This is a genomic window from Paenibacillus sp. FSL F4-0236, from assembly GCF_038000135.1.
Taxonomy (GTDB): domain Bacteria; phylum Bacillota; class Bacilli; order Paenibacillales; family Paenibacillaceae; genus Paenibacillus_AQ.
In genome coordinates, this window is record NZ_JBBOBK010000001.1 from 1,244,342 (window position 1) to 1,260,389 (window position 16,048).

Genomic DNA, 16,048 nt, shown 5'->3' on the forward strand with positions numbered 1-16,048 from the left:
TTTGGTGATCATGAAATTAAACGTTTCCAGAAAGCTCGGATTCTGTTAAGATAGCGTCAAAACAACCCAACTAATGGGAAATTGGAGAGTGCCTCTATGGAAAAGACGTATCTGATGGTCAAACCGGATGGAGTACAACGTGGATTAATTGGGCGTATTGTCTCACGCTTTGAAGATAAGGGCTTTAAGCTGGTCGCTGCAAAGCTGATTACAGTTAGTGAAGACCAAGCAAAAAGACATTATGCGGAGCATGCTGGCAAGGACTTTTTTGGAGAGTTGGTTTCTTTTATAACTTCAGGTCCAGTGTTTGCAATGGTATGGGAAGGTGATGATGTTGTAGCATTATCCCGTATGCTCATTGGTAAGACGAAAGTAGGAGAAGCCTTGCCGGGTACGATTCGAGGCGACTTTGCCAGCCATACACCGCTTAATTTAATTCATGGATCAGACTCGCCTGAAAGTGCAGAACGAGAAATTGCTAATTTCTTTACTCCAGATGAATTGAATCTTTATAACAAAGAGATCGCAGTCTGGATGTAGGAGCCAAGCGGGAGGCGGGGGATTAACATGTCTGATCGTAATGTTGCAGCATTAACAGCAGATTCAGATTACATCGGGTTTATTCATCATGTTAAGCAAAGCACCGGAATTGATCTGGCTCAGTATAAAGAAGCGCAGATGAAGCGGCGTTTAACGACTCTTCGTGTGAAGAATGGATATCAAACCTTTAGTGATTTTTTTGCCGCAATGATGAAGGACAAGGAATTATTTTATGAATTTTTGGACCGAATGACGATTAATGTCTCCGAGTTTTGGCGGAATCCGAATCGGTGGGAAGTACTGCGAGATATCATTCTTCCTGACATACAACAATCTGGTCGCAGATTGAAACTGTGGAGCGCTGCATGTTCCACTGGAGAAGAACCCTATACGCTGGCTATGATTTTATCGGATAAGAATTTATTGGGACAGACTGGCATTCTGGCTACGGATATTGACGACGGTGCGCTTTCCAAAGCAAAGCAAGGTTTGTATCTGGAACGTTCTTTAAAGGATGTGCCTAAGGATGTTGCTGCTCGTTATTTTAAACCCGAGGGTCATTTATTCAAAGTTAGCGACACGCTTAAGAAAAACATAGATTTCCGTAAACAGAACCTACTGCTGGACAAGTTCGATGAGGGTTTTGATCTTATCATTTGTCGCAATGTAATGATCTATTTTACTGAAGAGGCGAAGAATAAGCTCTACCATAAGTTCTCGGCTAGTTTACGTCCAGGCGGGTATTTGTTTGTAGGTAGTACAGAGCAGATCTTTACGCCAGCGCAATATGGCTTTGAATCGACGGAAACCTTTTTCTATCGTAAAAAATAAATACTTCTTGCTCCTTCGTCTGTGTACTTTTATAGGTATACTTTCGCTATCGTTCAGTGATACTGGGTAGTAGAATCTGTAAGCTAAGCGAAAGGATCGTTAAACCGATGGACAAAAGCAAGGTCATTGCCGCGTACAAACGAGGCTTTATTACCGTTCGTGAGTGCGGGCAAATTCTCGGTGTAGAAGAAATGCAATTGAAGCGCCTTCTGCAACTGGAAGAGCGTAAGTCTACATTTCCTTCAACAAGTCAGCGGATCGGAAGCTAACAAGTGCCGGACCGAGCCGAGGAGCGCCATTCATACTCTTTAGAGTATGAATGGCGCTTTTTCTTTACACAAAAACCAATTCATTTTGTCGCGAATGGAGTCGTTTTAGGGATATCCCTTTCTTGTCAAAGAGGATTGCCTATACTATAATGAGCAAAGATCATTAGGATTTTAGCGGTTTACAGTTTAAAAGTATAAAAGGGGGAACGCAGCATGAGTTTGCGCTATTTAACAGCGGGGGAAACGCACGGCCCCCAGCTTACGGCCATTATTGAGGGATTGCCAAGTAATTTGACATTGGATTTTGAAGAGCTTAATTTTCAATTGCAGCGTCGACAAAAGGGTTATGGACGTGGACGTCGCATGCAGATTGAGAAAGATACGGCACAAATTGTAGGTGGAGTGCGTCATGGCTATACTACAGGTGCTCCAGTAGCCTTGGTAGTAGAAAATAAAGACTGGACCCACTGGAAGAACATCATGAATATCGAGCCTATTCCTGGCAGTGACGAAGAAAAACGCCGCGTAAATCGGCCGCGTCCTGGCCATGCAGACCTGAACGGCGGATTGAAGTACAACCATACGGATCTTCGTAACGTACTGGAGCGCTCCAGTGCTCGCGAAACAGCAGCCAGAGTCGCATGTGGCGCTGTAGCCAGACAGCTGCTTGCAGCTTTTGGCGTGAAGGTAGCAGGGCAAGTTATTCGTATCGGTGAAATTGAAGCGCCTGCTAACGATCTGCCTATCGATGAGCTGATTGAGCGGACAGAACAGTCCTCTGTTAGAGTTGTCGACAAAGAAACGGAACAGAAGATGGAGGCCTACATAGATCAGATTAAGGAAGAGGGCGACTCCATCGGTGGAATCGTTGAATGTATCGTCGAAGGACTTCCTATCGGACTTGGCAGTTATGTACAGTCTGATCGGAAGCTTGACGGAGCAATCGCTGGGGCGGTAATGTCGATTAATGCATTCAAAGGCGTTGAAATTGGCATTGGGTTTGAAGCTGGCAAATTGCGTGGATCGCAAGTCCATGATGAAATTATGTATGAAGCTTCTAAAGGATACTACCGTGCAAGTAATCGCTTAGGTGGTTTTGAAGGTGGTATGACTAACGGCATGCCGGTTGTAGTACGCGGTGTCATGAAGCCGATCCCTACCCTTTATAAACCGCTTCAAAGTGTAGATATTGACACGAAAGAACCATTTACAGCGCAAGTTGAACGCTCCGATGCTTGTGCAGTTCCAGCGGCGTGTGTTGTTCTGGAAAACGTAGTGGCTTGGGAAATCGCAAAAGCATTCCTTGATAAATTCGGTGGCGACTCACTGGAAGAAATTAAAGCGAACTATGAAAATTACCTATCACAGCTGGAGAGCTACTAATTATGCGTACTATTAATGTAGATTTGGGCGACCGCTCGTATCCTATTCTTATCGGTAGTGGTTTACTAAAGGACATCGCCCATTATTGTGCTGAGGCCGGATTTTCGGAGCGTAGTCCACTGTTAGTAGTGAGTGATACTGAAGTAGCGCCAAGGTACTTGCCGGCTCTTGAAGAAGCTTTGCGTTCTCACGGCTATACTGTGGTTAGTCACATAATGACGGCAGGTGAAGCCTCTAAATCATTAGCCGTGTATGAAGAAGTCATGACAACCGCGATTCAAGCAGGATTAGACCGCAATTCAGCAGTTCTAGCTTTAGGCGGCGGCGTGGTTGGCGATTTAGCAGGATTTGTAGCAGCAACCTATATGCGTGGAATCGGCTTTCTGCAAATTCCGACGACAATCCTAGCTCATGATAGTAGTGTGGGTGGTAAAGTGGCGGTCAATCATCCATTAGCCAAAAATATGATAGGTGCTTTTTATCAACCGTCAATGGTACTCTACGATTTGGATACACTAAGTACTCTTCCAGCACGGCAAGTGTCATCAGGTCTGGCTGAAGTGGTAAAGCACGGTCTCCTCGTGGACAAAGAGTTCGCATATTGGTGTCGTGATCATGCCGAAGAGCTGCTAGAGCTGAATGTCGAAGCCTTAGGTTATGCTTTAGAGCGTGGCTGTGCAATTAAGGCAGATGTAGTGGCGAATGATGAGCGTGAGCATGGACTTCGAGCGATATTGAACCTTGGACATACGATTGGACATGCCATTGAAGCAGTTGGTGGGTATGGTGTGTTTCTGCACGGAGAAGCGATTGCGATTGGGATGGCGGGTTCAGCGCTATTGGCTGCGAAGCTTGGGCGGGATACTTCCATTTATGAGGATACTGTATCTATGCTGACCGCGCTGTCACTGCCTGTACGGCTTCCTTCCGAGTATGATGAAGATGAACTGATGGACGCTATGATGCATGATAAGAAATTCAAGGAAGGCAAGATGACCTTTATCGTGCCTGATTCCATAGGCTCTGTAAGCATTGTGAACGATGTGCAGGAGTCGCTTGTGCGAGAGGTTCTCGCAGAGCTTAAGAAGGAGGGAAGACCGTGGTAAACCGAGGAATTCGCGGAGCAACAACCGTGACTAAGAACGAAGAGGCAGAGATTTTACGTGAGACCGTTGTATTGCTGCGGGAGATCGTAGAACGTAATGATGTTATAGCTGAGAATATAAGCAATGTATGGATTACGATGACCAATGATCTGGATGCTACTTTTCCTGCAAGAGCTATTCGTGAGATTGAAGGCTGGGAAATGGTTCCACTTATGTGTTCAACGGAAATCCCGGTTAAAGGAAGCTTGCCGATGTGTATCCGGTTGATGGTACAGATTAATACGGATAAATCGCAGCGTGAGATTCGCCACGTTTATCTGAATGAGGCTCAGAAGCTACGTCCGGATTTATCAGAGAGCAAGTCTTAAATTATAGTTGTGGGTTGTCAATGACCCTCGTCATCATGTATAGTGTAGTTAGCCGAGTATAGAAGAGTTTAGTTTAGTTGAGATGAGTATAGTTGAGCAGAGTGCGAGAAGTTTTTTAGATTAGCATGTATCGTGTAAGCAGAGTCTTTATTTTGATATGCACTGAAGTCATTTATCAGTGATATATCTTATTTAGGGATAAGTCTGTAAACACTACATAATTATGCTAATCCATGCTCAAAAACATATACTTACTTACACAAACCCTCTACTTCGGTAGAGGGTTTTTTTGTATTTCGGAACCATTCATATATCTAAGGGGGCATCTAACAATGACGAATCCAAGTGTTCAAGAGGTGGTAAAGCTGTCGCGGGATTATAATCTGATTCCTGTTGTAAAGCGACTGCTCGCGGATATGGAAACACCTATCCGATTATTCCAACGTTTCGCTGAACGTGATCGCGCGTTCTTACTTGAAAGTGTAGAGGGTGGAAAACAATGGGCACGGTATTCGTTCATCGGTAGCGATCCCTTTTTGATGATATCCGGTAAAAAGGGTGCAATTAACGTTGAAGTCGGCGGAGAGAAGAAGCAACTATACGGAAAGCCGATTGAGGAGCTTAAAGCGTTACTTCGTTCATACCGTAGTCCTAAGCTTGACGAAATGCCTCCATTTACTGGAGGGGCTATCGGATTTTTCGGATATGATCTGCTGCAATATTATGAGAAGTTACCTCAGCATCCTGTGGATGATCTCCAAATGGATGATATAAGATTTATGTTTTGCGATCGGATCATTGTTTTTGACCATGTGAAGCAACAGATTCTGCTTGTTGGTAACCTGCATGTAAAAGACGGAGATACAGATTCGGATATCAGATCCAATTATGAAAGTCTGAGTCGTAAGCTGGAGGCTATGGCCGAAGATCTACAAAAAGAAGGCCCTAAGGAAAATGTGAATCGTCGCAGCATTCCGCAGGATATCGAGCTTGGAGAGATTCATTCTAATCTCACTAAAGAGCAGTACATCAACAATGTAGAACAGGCGAAGGAATATATTCGCTCAGGCGATATTTTTCAAGTGGTATTGTCACAGCGGTTGCATATTGAAACGGAAGTTTCTCCATTGCATGTATACCGGATGCTCAGAACTCTTAACCCCTCTCCTTATATGTACTATTTGAAAATGGACGAGGAGATTATTGTTGGTACTTCACCTGAAGCACTCGTAAAGGTAGATGGAAATCGTGTGGAGACACGGCCGATTGCTGGAACTAGACCAAGGGGTGACAGTGAAGCAGCAGACCGGGCGTTTGCTGCGGAGCTCTTGGAGGATGAAAAAGAACGTGCGGAACATCTGATGCTTGTTGATCTGGGTCGTAATGATCTAGGGAGAGTATCCAAATTTGGTTCAGTAAAATGTGATTCCTTTATGGAGATTGAAAGATACTCCCATGTCATGCACATGGTATCGAATGTGTCAGGCACGCTCAGTGAGGATAAAGATTTCTTTGATGCCTTTCTCTCCTGTCTGCCTGCCGGAACGGTTTCTGGGGCACCGAAGCTGCGAGCAATGGAGATTATAGCAGAGCTGGAAAAAGAAGCTCGAGGTGCTTATGCCGGAGCAATTGGATATTTAGGGTTCTCAGGAAACATGGATTCTTGTATCACCATTCGTACCATCATCTTCCGGAAAGGTCGTGCGTACGTACAGGCCGGAGCAGGTATCGTTTGGGATTCGGTTCCCGAGAAAGAGTATGAAGAAACGGTGAATAAGGCGAAGGGCATGCTGAAAGCTATTCGTATGGCAGAAGCTATGTTTCCAACCGAAGTGAAAGAAAAACAAGTTATCAACCAAGATTATATGTACGAATATACCCCTGAACAAGTGGTTTGATTTATATAGTAACTCATTAAGGCTGGGAGGAAGAACATTATGGATGCAACGAAATTAATTCAATCAGGAATCGCCGGACTAATCGAAGGCAAGAATCTGACACGTACAGAAGCACGGGATATAATGGGTGCTATAATGCTAGGAGATGCTTCACAAGCGCAAATCGGTTCACTGCTGACCGCTTTACGAATTAAAGGAGAAACCGTGGAGGAGATTACGGGTTTTGCAGAAGCTATGAGAGGGTTCGGCACATCCGTACTGACTGATCGCGCACGCTTGTTAGATACTTGTGGTACGGGCGGTTCCGGCATCCATAAATTTAATATTTCAACCGCCTCAGCAATTATTTCATCAGCGGCTTCTGTAAGAGTTGCCAAGCATGGAAATCGCTCTGCTTCAGGCAGAGCGGGAAGTGCGGATGTACTTGAAGCCCTTGGCGTAAACATTCATCTGAATGCAGACCAAGCCCGAGAATGTCTGGATCGTATCGGCATTTGCTTTTTATTCGCACAAATTTATCATCCTTCGATGCGGCATGCAGCAGCTCCTCGCAAGGAGCTTGGTGTACGTACGATCTTCAATATGCTGGGTCCTCTTACGAATCCCGCTGGAGCTGACCGTCAGCTCCTAGGGATTTATGACCGAAATAAGACGGAGACGGTGGCTAATGTACTGAAGGAGCTGGGTTCCAAGCGCGCAATGGTTGTAAGCAGTTCGGATGGTCTGGACGAGATCAGCATCTCAGCCTCTACATTAGTGTCTGAACTAAAAGAGGGTGTAGTGAGCACTTATGAAATTACTCCGGAGGGATTAGGTCTTAACAGACATCCACTTGAAGCTGTTTTGGGTGGAGACGCAGCAGAGAACGCAGCAATTATTACCTCTGTGCTCCAAGGTGAGATCAATCCCTACCGAGATATCGTGTTAGCTAATGCAGGAGCATGTATATATGTTGCGGGTCTGGCAGATACCATGGCCGGAGGCGTCGAGAAAGCTAAAGAAGTAGTGGATTCGGGTAAGGCATTATCCAAGCTGAAACAGCTTGTTGTGATGACGGAGGAGCTTAATTATGTATCTTGATAAAATTGTCGCTACAAAGATCAAAGAGGTGGAGGCGCTCAGTAATAGCTTTTCTCTAGCTCAAGCTGAACGTGATATAGCAGCACTCCCTCAGACTAGAGGCTTTCGTAAGGCTCTGACCCAGGGGAAGAACAGGGATATAGGTTTGATTGCGGAGGTAAAGAAGGCATCCCCTTCAAAAGGGCTGATTCGTGAGGATTTCGATCCTGTTTCCATTGCAAAAGGTTATGAAGCGGGCGGCGCTGATTGTTTATCTGTTTTGACGGATACGGATTATTTTCAGGGAAGCGCTGCTTACTTGCAGCACGTGAAGGAAGCTGTAAATCTGCCGCTGCTACGCAAAGATTTCATTATCGATGAGAAACAAATTTATGAAGCGCGTATTCTTGGAGCAGATGCGGTGTTGTTAATCGTTGCTATTTTGACACCGGATAAACTGTCTCATTTTATAGAAATAGCTACTGGACTTGGAATGGATGTATTAATCGAAGTTCATGATCGGAATGAGCTTGCGGTGGTATTAAGTACAGACAAGATAACACATCCTAATATTCTGCTGGGTATTAATAATCGTAATCTGCGTACCTTTGAGACGTCCTTAGAGACAACGGCAGAGCTGGCAGCACTAGTACCTCAAGGGGTTCCTGTGATCAGTGAAAGCGGAATTGCAGGGCCAAGTGATATTGACTACTTAAGAACGACTGGCGCTCACGGGGTCCTCGTAGGGGAATATCTAATGCGTCAAGCAAATGTAGAAGAAGCGGTAAATGGATTGCTAGGAATGCTTCCAAATGGAAAGGACCGTGTCCAGCATGGCTGAGACATTGGTAAAAATCTGTGGACTTCAGGACGTTGAAGTGCTAAAATCTATGTTACACTTACCACTAGATTATATTGGATTTGTATTCGCTCCTAGTCGTCGCAGGGTTACTCTGGAGCGTGCTTCCGAACTGATTGCTGAACTTCCGCAATGGAAGACTAGTGAAAAACCTAAAGCTGCTGGGGTTTTTGTTAATCCAGAGCTGGATGAGCTGAGCGAACTGCTCTCCGTTGTGTCACTAGCTGTCATTCAGCTACATGGGCAGGAAAGTCCAGCCTTTTGTCAAAAGGTTCGGCAAGCTTTTCCACAAGTTCAGGTGTGGAAGGCATTGTCTGTTGCTGATAAAGAGTGTGATGACGCTGATAACAAATATACATTGGAACAATACGCAGGCTTCGTTGATGCTGTATTGTTAGATACTTATGATCCTCAGCAGAGCGGCGGCTCTGGGCGCACGTTCGCTTGGGAGAGGTTGCCTGATTATCAGGAAATCGCGCTACGAAATGGTTTGCCGTTATTTGTGGCTGGTGGACTTCATCCTAATAACGTAGGAGAATTGCTAGATACTTATGCTCCGTACGGAGTAGACGTATCTAGTGGAGTAGAGAGTGAAGGCCTTAAAGATATTATTAAAATGACAGCTTTTGTGGAAAGGGTGAAGCAATCATGACACAAGTACCGGACCAGCATGGACGTTTCGGTTCATTCGGAGGGCGCTTCGTGCCCGAAACTTTGATGACTGCATTGATTGAGCTGGAGGAAGCCTATGAGAAGTATTCGGCAGACCCTGCTTTTCAAGAAGAAATAGATTATCTATTAAAGCAATATTCCGGACGGGAGACCCCACTGTATTATGCGGAACGTCTAAGTAAACATCTGGGAGAAGCAAAAATATATTTGAAGCGTGAAGATTTGAATCATACGGGTGCTCATAAGATTAACAATGCGATTGGTCAGGGAATTCTGGCTAAAATGATGGGTAAAACCAAGGTGATCGCTGAGACCGGAGCTGGTCAGCATGGTGTAGCTACTGCTACAGTTGCAGCCCTACTTGGTATGGAATGTAAGGTGTTTATGGGGGAAGAGGATACTCGTCGCCAGGCACTCAATGTATTCCGTATGAAGCTGCTTGGTGCTGAGGTAATTCCCGTTACTTCCGGATCGCGTACCTTAAAAGATGCCGGCAACGAAGCGCTTCGCTACTGGGTTAGCAATGTGGAAGATACTTTTTACATTCTCGGTTCTGCCGTAGGCCCACATCCTTATCCGATGATGGTTCGTAACTTTCAGCGGGTTATTGGTGATGAAACGCGGCGCCAGATTCTGGAGGCTGAAGGAAGACTGCCGGATGTGCTTGTTGCTGCAGTAGGCGGCGGTAGTAATGCTATCGGCATGTTCTATCCATTCGTAGAGGATAAAGGTGTCGGTATGATTGGTGTTGAGGCAGCAGGCAAGGGAATTGACACACCATTTCATGCGGCGACGATGAGTAAGGGGACTCATGGCGTATTCCAGGGTTCGATGAGTTACCTTCTGCAGGATGAACATGGTCAAGTAACAGAGGCTCATTCCATCTCCGCAGGGCTGGATTATCCTGGTGTAGGTCCTGAACACTCCTATTTAAAAGATATCGAACGCGCAAAATATGTTCCGATTACGGATGCAGAGGCGCTTGATGCACTGAAGCTGCTATGTGTAACGGAAGGTATTATTCCAGCTTTGGAGTCAGCACATGCGATAGCCCATGTAGTGAAGATGGGTCCAACCCTTACCAAGGATGATATTGTTGTTATCTGCCTGTCAGGCCGGGGAGACAAAGATGTGGAATCGATCATGGCGTACACAGAAGGGAAGGGAAACGAATGACAACCGAAACTACAAACCGGATGGATTTGGTATTCCGGAAGCTTAAAGCTGAAGAACGGACGGCATTAATTCCTTTTCTGACGGTTGGAGACCCTGATCTGGAGACTACGCTTGCCATCATCGCAGAACTGGAGGCGGCAGGTGCAGACATTTTGGAGCTGGGAGTACCTTACTCTGATCCGCTAGCAGATGGCCCTGTCATTCAGCGAGCGTCTGCACGAGCTCTGCGGGGGGAGGTTCACCTGCGTAACTGTATGGAGACCGCGTTAAAAGCTCGTCAAGCCGGAAGCAGCTTGCCCTTTATTTTGTTTTCCTATTACAATCCTATCCTGCAAATGGGGCTGGATACATTTTTCGCAGAACTGAATGCTCATGAGATTAGTGGTCTTATTATTCCAGATCTTCCTGTCGAGGAATCAGAGGAGATGCGTCGCTGCAGTAGTGAAGTTGGCGTTAATCTCATTCCACTAGTTGCACCGACCTCAAGTGAACGTATTGCGAAGATTGTCTCAGGTGCGAGTGGATTTATCTATTGTGTATCCTCGTTAGGTGTGACAGGGGAACGATCCACTTTCCATGCTGATGTAGAGGCGTTTATTGATTCCGTGCGTCAAGCTACGGATCTGCCGGTGGCTGTAGGATTTGGGATCTCAACTGGCGAACAGGTTGCCCGCTTTGCTCAGATTTGCGATGGCGTGGTAGTAGGTAGTGCGATTGTTCGTAAAATAGAAGAGGTCATTCCGCTGCTCGATAATCCCGCTACACGGAATGAGGGGCTGTTGCAAATTCGAGAATTTGTGGCACAATTAAAAAGACCATAACAGTGTCATTTTGACCTGTGTATAGTGGAGTAATCAACTATGGAGAGCGAGGACTATTCATGAATCCAAAACCGAATATAGTTAATCTCCCTGTCTACAAACCAGGGAAACCTATAGACGAAGTTAAGAAGGAGCTTGGCTTAAGTGAGGTTATTAAGCTTGCATCCAATGAGAACCCGTATGGAGCTTCCCCGAGTGCTAAAGAAGCTATTCTAGCAGAGCTTGAGAATCTTTATCTATATCCAGACGGATCGGCCGTTGAGTTGACGGCAGCACTTGCCAACCGTCTTGGTGTGAACAGCGATAATATTATTTTTGGCTGTGGTTCTGATGAGATTATTGCTCTTATTGCTCGTGCTTTCTTCTTGCCAGGTGATGAGACAATCATGGCTGACCAGACCTTCTCTGTGTATAAGAGTAACGCAGATATCGAAGGCGCTGTGTCCATCGAGGTACCACTTGTAAATGGTACACATGATCTGGATGGGATGCTGGCCCGTATTACGGACCGTACGAAGGTTATCTGGATTTGTAATCCGAATAACCCAACAGGAACGATTGTACCAGAGGAAGCCTTGGTTTCTTTCCTTGATGCTGTTCCTTCCAATGTAATGGTTGTTCTTGATGAAGCATACTGTGAGTACGTAACAGATCTTTCTTACTCCAACGGTATCCAATTATTAAATCGTTATACGAATTTGGTTGTGCTCCGCACATTCTCCAAAATTTATGGCTTAGCCGCATTGCGTATTGGTTATGGCGTTGCTAGTCCTGAGATTATTTCATTGATCAACAAGGTACGCGAGCCTTTCAATACCACTCGTCTTGCGCAAGCCGCGGCTCTTGCTGCCTTGAATGACCAAGAATACGTGGAGGAATGCCGTCGTCTTAATAGCGCGGGTATTGTCCAATTACAAGGTGAATTCAAACGTCTGGGCCTTGAATCCTTCCCTGCACACGGGAACTTCATTATGGTAGATGTTCGCAAACCTGCAACCGAGGTTTTCGATGCTTTGATGCGTAAAGGAATCATAGTAAGAGCGGGTCATCAAGTTTACCCTACTTATATTCGTGTTACTGTGGGCTCTGCTGAACAGAACACAGCGTTTATAACTGCGCTGGAACAAACGCTTATAGAGTCTGGTGTGCGGGCTTAGTAATAAACAGCAAGACTAGACTAAAAAAGGCAGGTAGTTCAAAGAACATGACGACAAAAATAGCTATATTCGGTGTCGGTCTGATCGGAGGCTCACTGGCCCTTTGCTTTAAAGGCAAGGAGGGCCTGACCGTCGTAGGACATGCCCACCGTCCTGAATCCGCGAGTAAATATATAAGCAGAGGTGTGGTTGATCAAGCCACGCTTTCTGTTGAAGAAGCGGCACTTGATGCTGATTTCATTTTTTTATGTGTACCGGTAGGGATGTTAGAGGATTATCTGCAGCAACTAAGTAAGTTGCCTCTAAAACCCGGCTGCATTATTACAGATGTAGGAAGCACGAAAGCTAGTATTGCCGCATGTGCGGTCTCCTTAGATATTCCTGGAGTACATTTTATCGGCGGACACCCAATGGCAGGATCAGAACGCTCAGGTGTTGAGGCAGCTTCATCACTGCTATTTGAGAATGCCTATTATGTGTTGACGCCCCCTCCAGGAGTGCCAGATGAGGCTTATCATGCACTGGAGTCTTTACTACACCACACAAGAGCACAGATTGTACGCCTTGATCCAGAGCGCCATGATGAGATTGTAGGTGCCATTAGTCATTTACCGCATATTATTGCTGTTGCTTTGGTAAATCAGATTCGTGCCTATGACGATACCGACTCCTTATATAGCACGCTAGCTGCAGGGGGCTTTCGGGATATCACTCGGATTGCGTCCAGCGATCCTATAATTTGGCGAGACATATTGCTGAACAATCGTTCCGTAATGCTTCGTTTATTGAAGGATTGGAACGAGGAAGTTTCTTCTTTTGTTCGTCTCCTGGAAAGTGAAGATGGCGTAGGGATTGAAGAGGCCTTCGAAGAAGCGAATGGCTTCCGCAGTCAGTTGCCTGAACGGCGTAAAGGCATGATCGCACCTTTATTTGACCTACATATTGATGTACCGGATCATCCGGGGATTATCGGTCGTATCGCTACTGAGCTGGGGGACCAAGGCATTAACCTTAGCAACGTACAAATCATCGAGAGTCGTGAAGATGTGCCGGGTATTATGCGCCTATCTTTTCGTCAGGAGAACGATATGGAACGAGCGAAAGTGCTCCTGCAGGAGCACGATTATACCGTATATGTGTAGTTAGTAGCCCTTCCAATATGGAGGGGCTTTTATTTCGTGATGGGATCTGAAAGAGCATAATGCTGAAAACAGCTACTGCTTCAAGTGGATGCAGAAGAGGGTATTAATAATGAGTGGGGCTAATACAGCGCTTACAGGACAAAAAAAGACCGCTTACAAAGTAAGCGGCTACAGTTCACAATAAATTGGAACCGTGTAGTATTTGGATAGGAGTGGAGAGAAACCATACTGTACTTTTATTATATGTATACGTTTACATTTTGTCAACAGTTTATTAAAAAGAGATTAAAGTCACATTACAGTGATCAAAGTCTTATGGTTGAACTTCATGTTCGTTTATAATCTGTTGTCAGGTCATGCTGACGAGATTACTGCTCTGAAGTCTATTAATGTCATCCTATGAGAATCTGTGATACAATAGATCTGGTATATTTCTAGATTCGTTATAAAATTTATATGCTCATAGAAATATGCCATTTTTCTTTTTATATTCATCACAATCATCATGCCTTAATTATTGGGTGTTTGAATATACATAGGTGTATTTCAAAATTGAAGAACGGATAAGTTGCACGTCATATATTTTCCCTTAAATTCCCACAAGGAACGTTTGTCTTACATAAAAGGTCGACAATATCGTTTCTTCTTGTAATAAACTAAAAAGTTGTAGTAAACCAGCGCAACTTTTAAAGCCCAAACCGGTATAATAAGTACGGACCGGACGGGAAAAGACGTGCAAGGGCGAGGAGGGCCAATCTCACCATGACGGATTCCCAGTTGATCCAGGAAATTAAACAAGGCAACACAGAATTATATTCAGAATTAATGCGTCGTTATCAACGAAAAATATTGGCATTTGTATATCATATGCTTAGAAACTCACAAATGGAGCTAATTGCAGAGGACCTTTGTTCGGAGACTTTCTACAAGGCATTCCGTAGCTTGCATTCCTTTCGAGAGGTAGATGCTTCCTTTTCAACGTGGTTGTACACTATTGCTCGTAATACCGTGCTAAGTGAGCTTCGTAAGAATCGTGCCGGAAATGTATCCCTAGAAGAGAGTGGATATACTCCCGTTGCACCGTTTGAAGTAGCGCCTGAGCAGGCTGCATTGCGTAAAGAACGGATGAATTTGGTTCGTGAGGCAATTAATAATCTTCCGGAGAAACAACGCTCTGCGCTAATCCTGCGTGAATACGATCAGATGGATTATCAAGAAATTGCAGAAATTTTGGATCAGAGTGTAAGCTCCGTGAAATCATTGTTGTTTCGTGCCAGAAGTAGTGTGAAGCTTCAACTCGAATCCTATTTCAATGAGCCTGAAGTTGAAGAGCAGGTTGAGAGGGTGTAAGGCGAATGAATTGCAGGGAAGCGCAAGAATGTATTCCGCTCTTGTGGGACGCTCCCCCCACACATCCTAGGCGGATTTTGCTCGAACAACATATTGAAACTTGTCCTTACTGCGCTGCTGAATGGTCTCTGTGGCAAGAGAGTAGCCAGCTTATGCATGATTTGAAAGAAGAGATTAGTGAAGAGCGTGCAGAAGTTATAAATGTTAAAGTTATGGAGCGGATTTATCTAGAGAGTCCTTGGTTGATGCCAGGGGATGGGAAATCCGCAGGGACATCTGCCATTGTTCGTCATAGGCTTAGTCTCTGGATCGCTTGCTTCCTGGCGGTATTTTTGTCTAGTGTTCTTTACTTTACTATGTTTAGAACACCTGCAGATATCACTGTGGCTCAAAGTGGAATTGTAGAGACTGGCGTTGCTGGCTCTATGGAATGGACTTCTACTTATCCCATTTTAGGCTCTGAAGGTGGGATTATTGAACCGCTTGTAGTAAATATGGGACCTACTCATCCTCAATATTGGATGATGTTATCCATGCTTGGCGTGGGTTTTGCAGTGTTTTCGTTAACCCGGCTGAATCGATATCGCAGATCATAAAGGGTCTATTGATGTATGACTTAGCTATTGCAGTATATAATAGTGTTAAGAACGATGTAGGAGTCCCTTTATGTAAAGATAAGGGGCTTTTTTGTATTCTAATACGCATAAAAGAAGACTTTTTATTTCATCCATGTTACATTAAGAGACAAATACTTGGGTGAAAAGGGGGAGGCAATATGCTAATCGGCTTGATACGCCATGGATTGACGGACTGGAACGCAATTGGAAAGATACAGGGGCAAAGTGATATTCCGCTTAATGATGAAGGACGGATGCAAGCTGCTATGCTTGCTGACCGCTTATTACAAGAGCCGTATCGCTGGGATTATTGCATTACAAGTAATCTTTCCCGGGCAGCAGAGACAGGCAAGATCATCGCTGATAAATTAAATGTACCGTTGCTTGATCCTGATGATCGGATCCGGGAACGTGCCTACGGGCAAGTAGAAGGGCTTACTGCCGCTGAGCGTGAAGAGAAGTGGGGGAAAGATTGGAGTCAGCTTTCACTTGGTCAAGAAACTGACGAACAGCTTCAAGCACGTGCACTTGCCTTTATGGAGGATATTTCTGCGCAGCATCCCAATCGGAACATACTAGTTATATCTCATGGAGGGTTCCTCGCTCAACTGTATACTGCATTTTACAAAGATAAGTATTCTGAGCGGATTGGGAATTTATCTCTGACGATTTTGGAGAAGAAAGAACGGGAATGGAACCCTATTCTATATAATTGTACTCGCCATATCCTGCAAAATCAGCGTTAACCCGTGCATCGGGTTATTTTTTTTGCGCAAAGGGGAATAAAAAGGGCTGTATTT

At 44.9% G+C, this 16,048-nt stretch carries 17 protein-coding genes; all 17 read left to right on the top strand.

From position 1 onward, the window contains the following. The first annotated feature begins 96 nt into the window (after window positions 1–96). Window positions 97–540: a nucleoside-diphosphate kinase gene (ndk, locus tag NSQ29_RS05645; protein ID WP_042190188.1), complete on the top strand. Its 444-nt coding sequence runs from the start codon at window positions 97–99 to the stop codon at window positions 538–540. 27 nt (window positions 541–567) lie between these two features. Then, on the top strand, window positions 568–1,371 hold the full coding sequence (locus NSQ29_RS05650) for a CheR family methyltransferase (RefSeq protein WP_076284563.1): 804 nt from the start codon (window positions 568–570) through the stop codon (window positions 1,369–1,371). Window positions 1,372–1,478: 107 nt separating this feature from the next. Continuing rightward, complete coding sequence (locus NSQ29_RS05655) at window positions 1,479–1,640, top strand: hypothetical protein (RefSeq protein WP_170880309.1); 162 nt, start codon at window positions 1,479–1,481, stop codon at window positions 1,638–1,640. Window positions 1,641–1,853: 213 nt separating this feature from the next. Continuing rightward, window positions 1,854–3,023, top strand: coding sequence for a chorismate synthase (gene aroC, locus NSQ29_RS05660; RefSeq protein ID WP_042190184.1), 1,170 nt, complete (start codon window positions 1,854–1,856; stop codon window positions 3,021–3,023). A 2-nt stretch (window positions 3,024–3,025) separates the two neighbouring features. Beyond that, a complete protein-coding gene (gene aroB / locus NSQ29_RS05665) occupies window positions 3,026–4,129 on the top strand; it encodes a 3-dehydroquinate synthase (protein WP_341124526.1) in 1,104 nt (367 codons plus the stop codon). Then, window positions 4,123–4,497 carry a chorismate mutase gene (aroH, locus tag NSQ29_RS05670; protein WP_341124527.1) on the top strand — a complete coding sequence of 125 codons (375 nt, stop codon included), beginning with the start codon at window positions 4,123–4,125 and terminating at the stop codon, window positions 4,495–4,497. The genes aroB and aroH overlap by 7 nt, the downstream gene beginning before the upstream one ends. 332 nt (window positions 4,498–4,829) lie before the next feature. Further along, window positions 4,830–6,395, top strand: a complete 1,566-nt coding sequence (trpE, locus tag NSQ29_RS05675) for an anthranilate synthase component I (protein WP_340971559.1) — start codon at window positions 4,830–4,832, stop codon at window positions 6,393–6,395. A 39-nt stretch (window positions 6,396–6,434) separates the two neighbouring features. Continuing rightward, the gene (gene trpD, locus NSQ29_RS05680) at window positions 6,435–7,475 is read left to right on the top strand and encodes an anthranilate phosphoribosyltransferase (RefSeq protein WP_341060072.1); all 1,041 of its coding nucleotides are present in this window, start codon (window positions 6,435–6,437) and stop codon (window positions 7,473–7,475) included. Next, window positions 7,465–8,295, top strand: a complete 831-nt coding sequence (trpC, locus tag NSQ29_RS05685) for an indole-3-glycerol phosphate synthase TrpC (RefSeq protein ID WP_341124528.1) — start codon at window positions 7,465–7,467, stop codon at window positions 8,293–8,295. Before trpD ends, trpC begins: the two co-directional genes overlap by 11 nt. Next, on the top strand, window positions 8,288–8,965 hold the full coding sequence (locus NSQ29_RS05690; protein ID WP_341124529.1) for a phosphoribosylanthranilate isomerase: 678 nt from the start codon (window positions 8,288–8,290) through the stop codon (window positions 8,963–8,965). Before trpC ends, NSQ29_RS05690 begins: the two co-directional genes overlap by 8 nt. Further along, window positions 8,962–10,161: a tryptophan synthase subunit beta gene (gene trpB / locus NSQ29_RS05695; RefSeq protein ID WP_042190170.1), complete on the top strand. Its 1,200-nt coding sequence runs from the start codon at window positions 8,962–8,964 to the stop codon at window positions 10,159–10,161. The genes NSQ29_RS05690 and trpB overlap by 4 nt, the downstream gene beginning before the upstream one ends. Further along, on the top strand, window positions 10,158–10,982 hold the full coding sequence (gene trpA / locus NSQ29_RS05700; RefSeq protein ID WP_341124530.1) for a tryptophan synthase subunit alpha: 825 nt from the start codon (window positions 10,158–10,160) through the stop codon (window positions 10,980–10,982). The genes trpB and trpA overlap by 4 nt, the downstream gene beginning before the upstream one ends. A 59-nt stretch (window positions 10,983–11,041) precedes the next feature. Further along, entirely contained in the window at window positions 11,042–12,139 is a 1,098-nt protein-coding gene (hisC, locus tag NSQ29_RS05705) for a histidinol-phosphate transaminase (protein ID WP_076284569.1), read from the top strand. 47 nt (window positions 12,140–12,186) lie between these two features. Further along, a complete protein-coding gene (locus tag NSQ29_RS05710) occupies window positions 12,187–13,281 on the top strand; it encodes a prephenate dehydrogenase (RefSeq protein WP_042190163.1) in 1,095 nt (364 codons plus the stop codon). Window positions 13,282–14,043: 762 nt separating this feature from the next. Beyond that, on the top strand, window positions 14,044–14,631 hold the full coding sequence (locus tag NSQ29_RS05715) for an RNA polymerase sigma factor (protein ID WP_042190156.1): 588 nt from the start codon (window positions 14,044–14,046) through the stop codon (window positions 14,629–14,631). 5 nt (window positions 14,632–14,636) lie between these two features. Then, the gene (locus NSQ29_RS05720) at window positions 14,637–15,227 is read left to right on the top strand and encodes an anti-sigma factor family protein (protein ID WP_042190154.1); all 591 of its coding nucleotides are present in this window, start codon (window positions 14,637–14,639) and stop codon (window positions 15,225–15,227) included. 179 nt (window positions 15,228–15,406) lie between these two features. Then, window positions 15,407–15,994, top strand: a complete 588-nt coding sequence (locus NSQ29_RS05725; protein WP_042190151.1) for a histidine phosphatase family protein — start codon at window positions 15,407–15,409, stop codon at window positions 15,992–15,994. The last annotated feature ends 54 nt before the right edge of the window (window positions 15,995–16,048 follow it).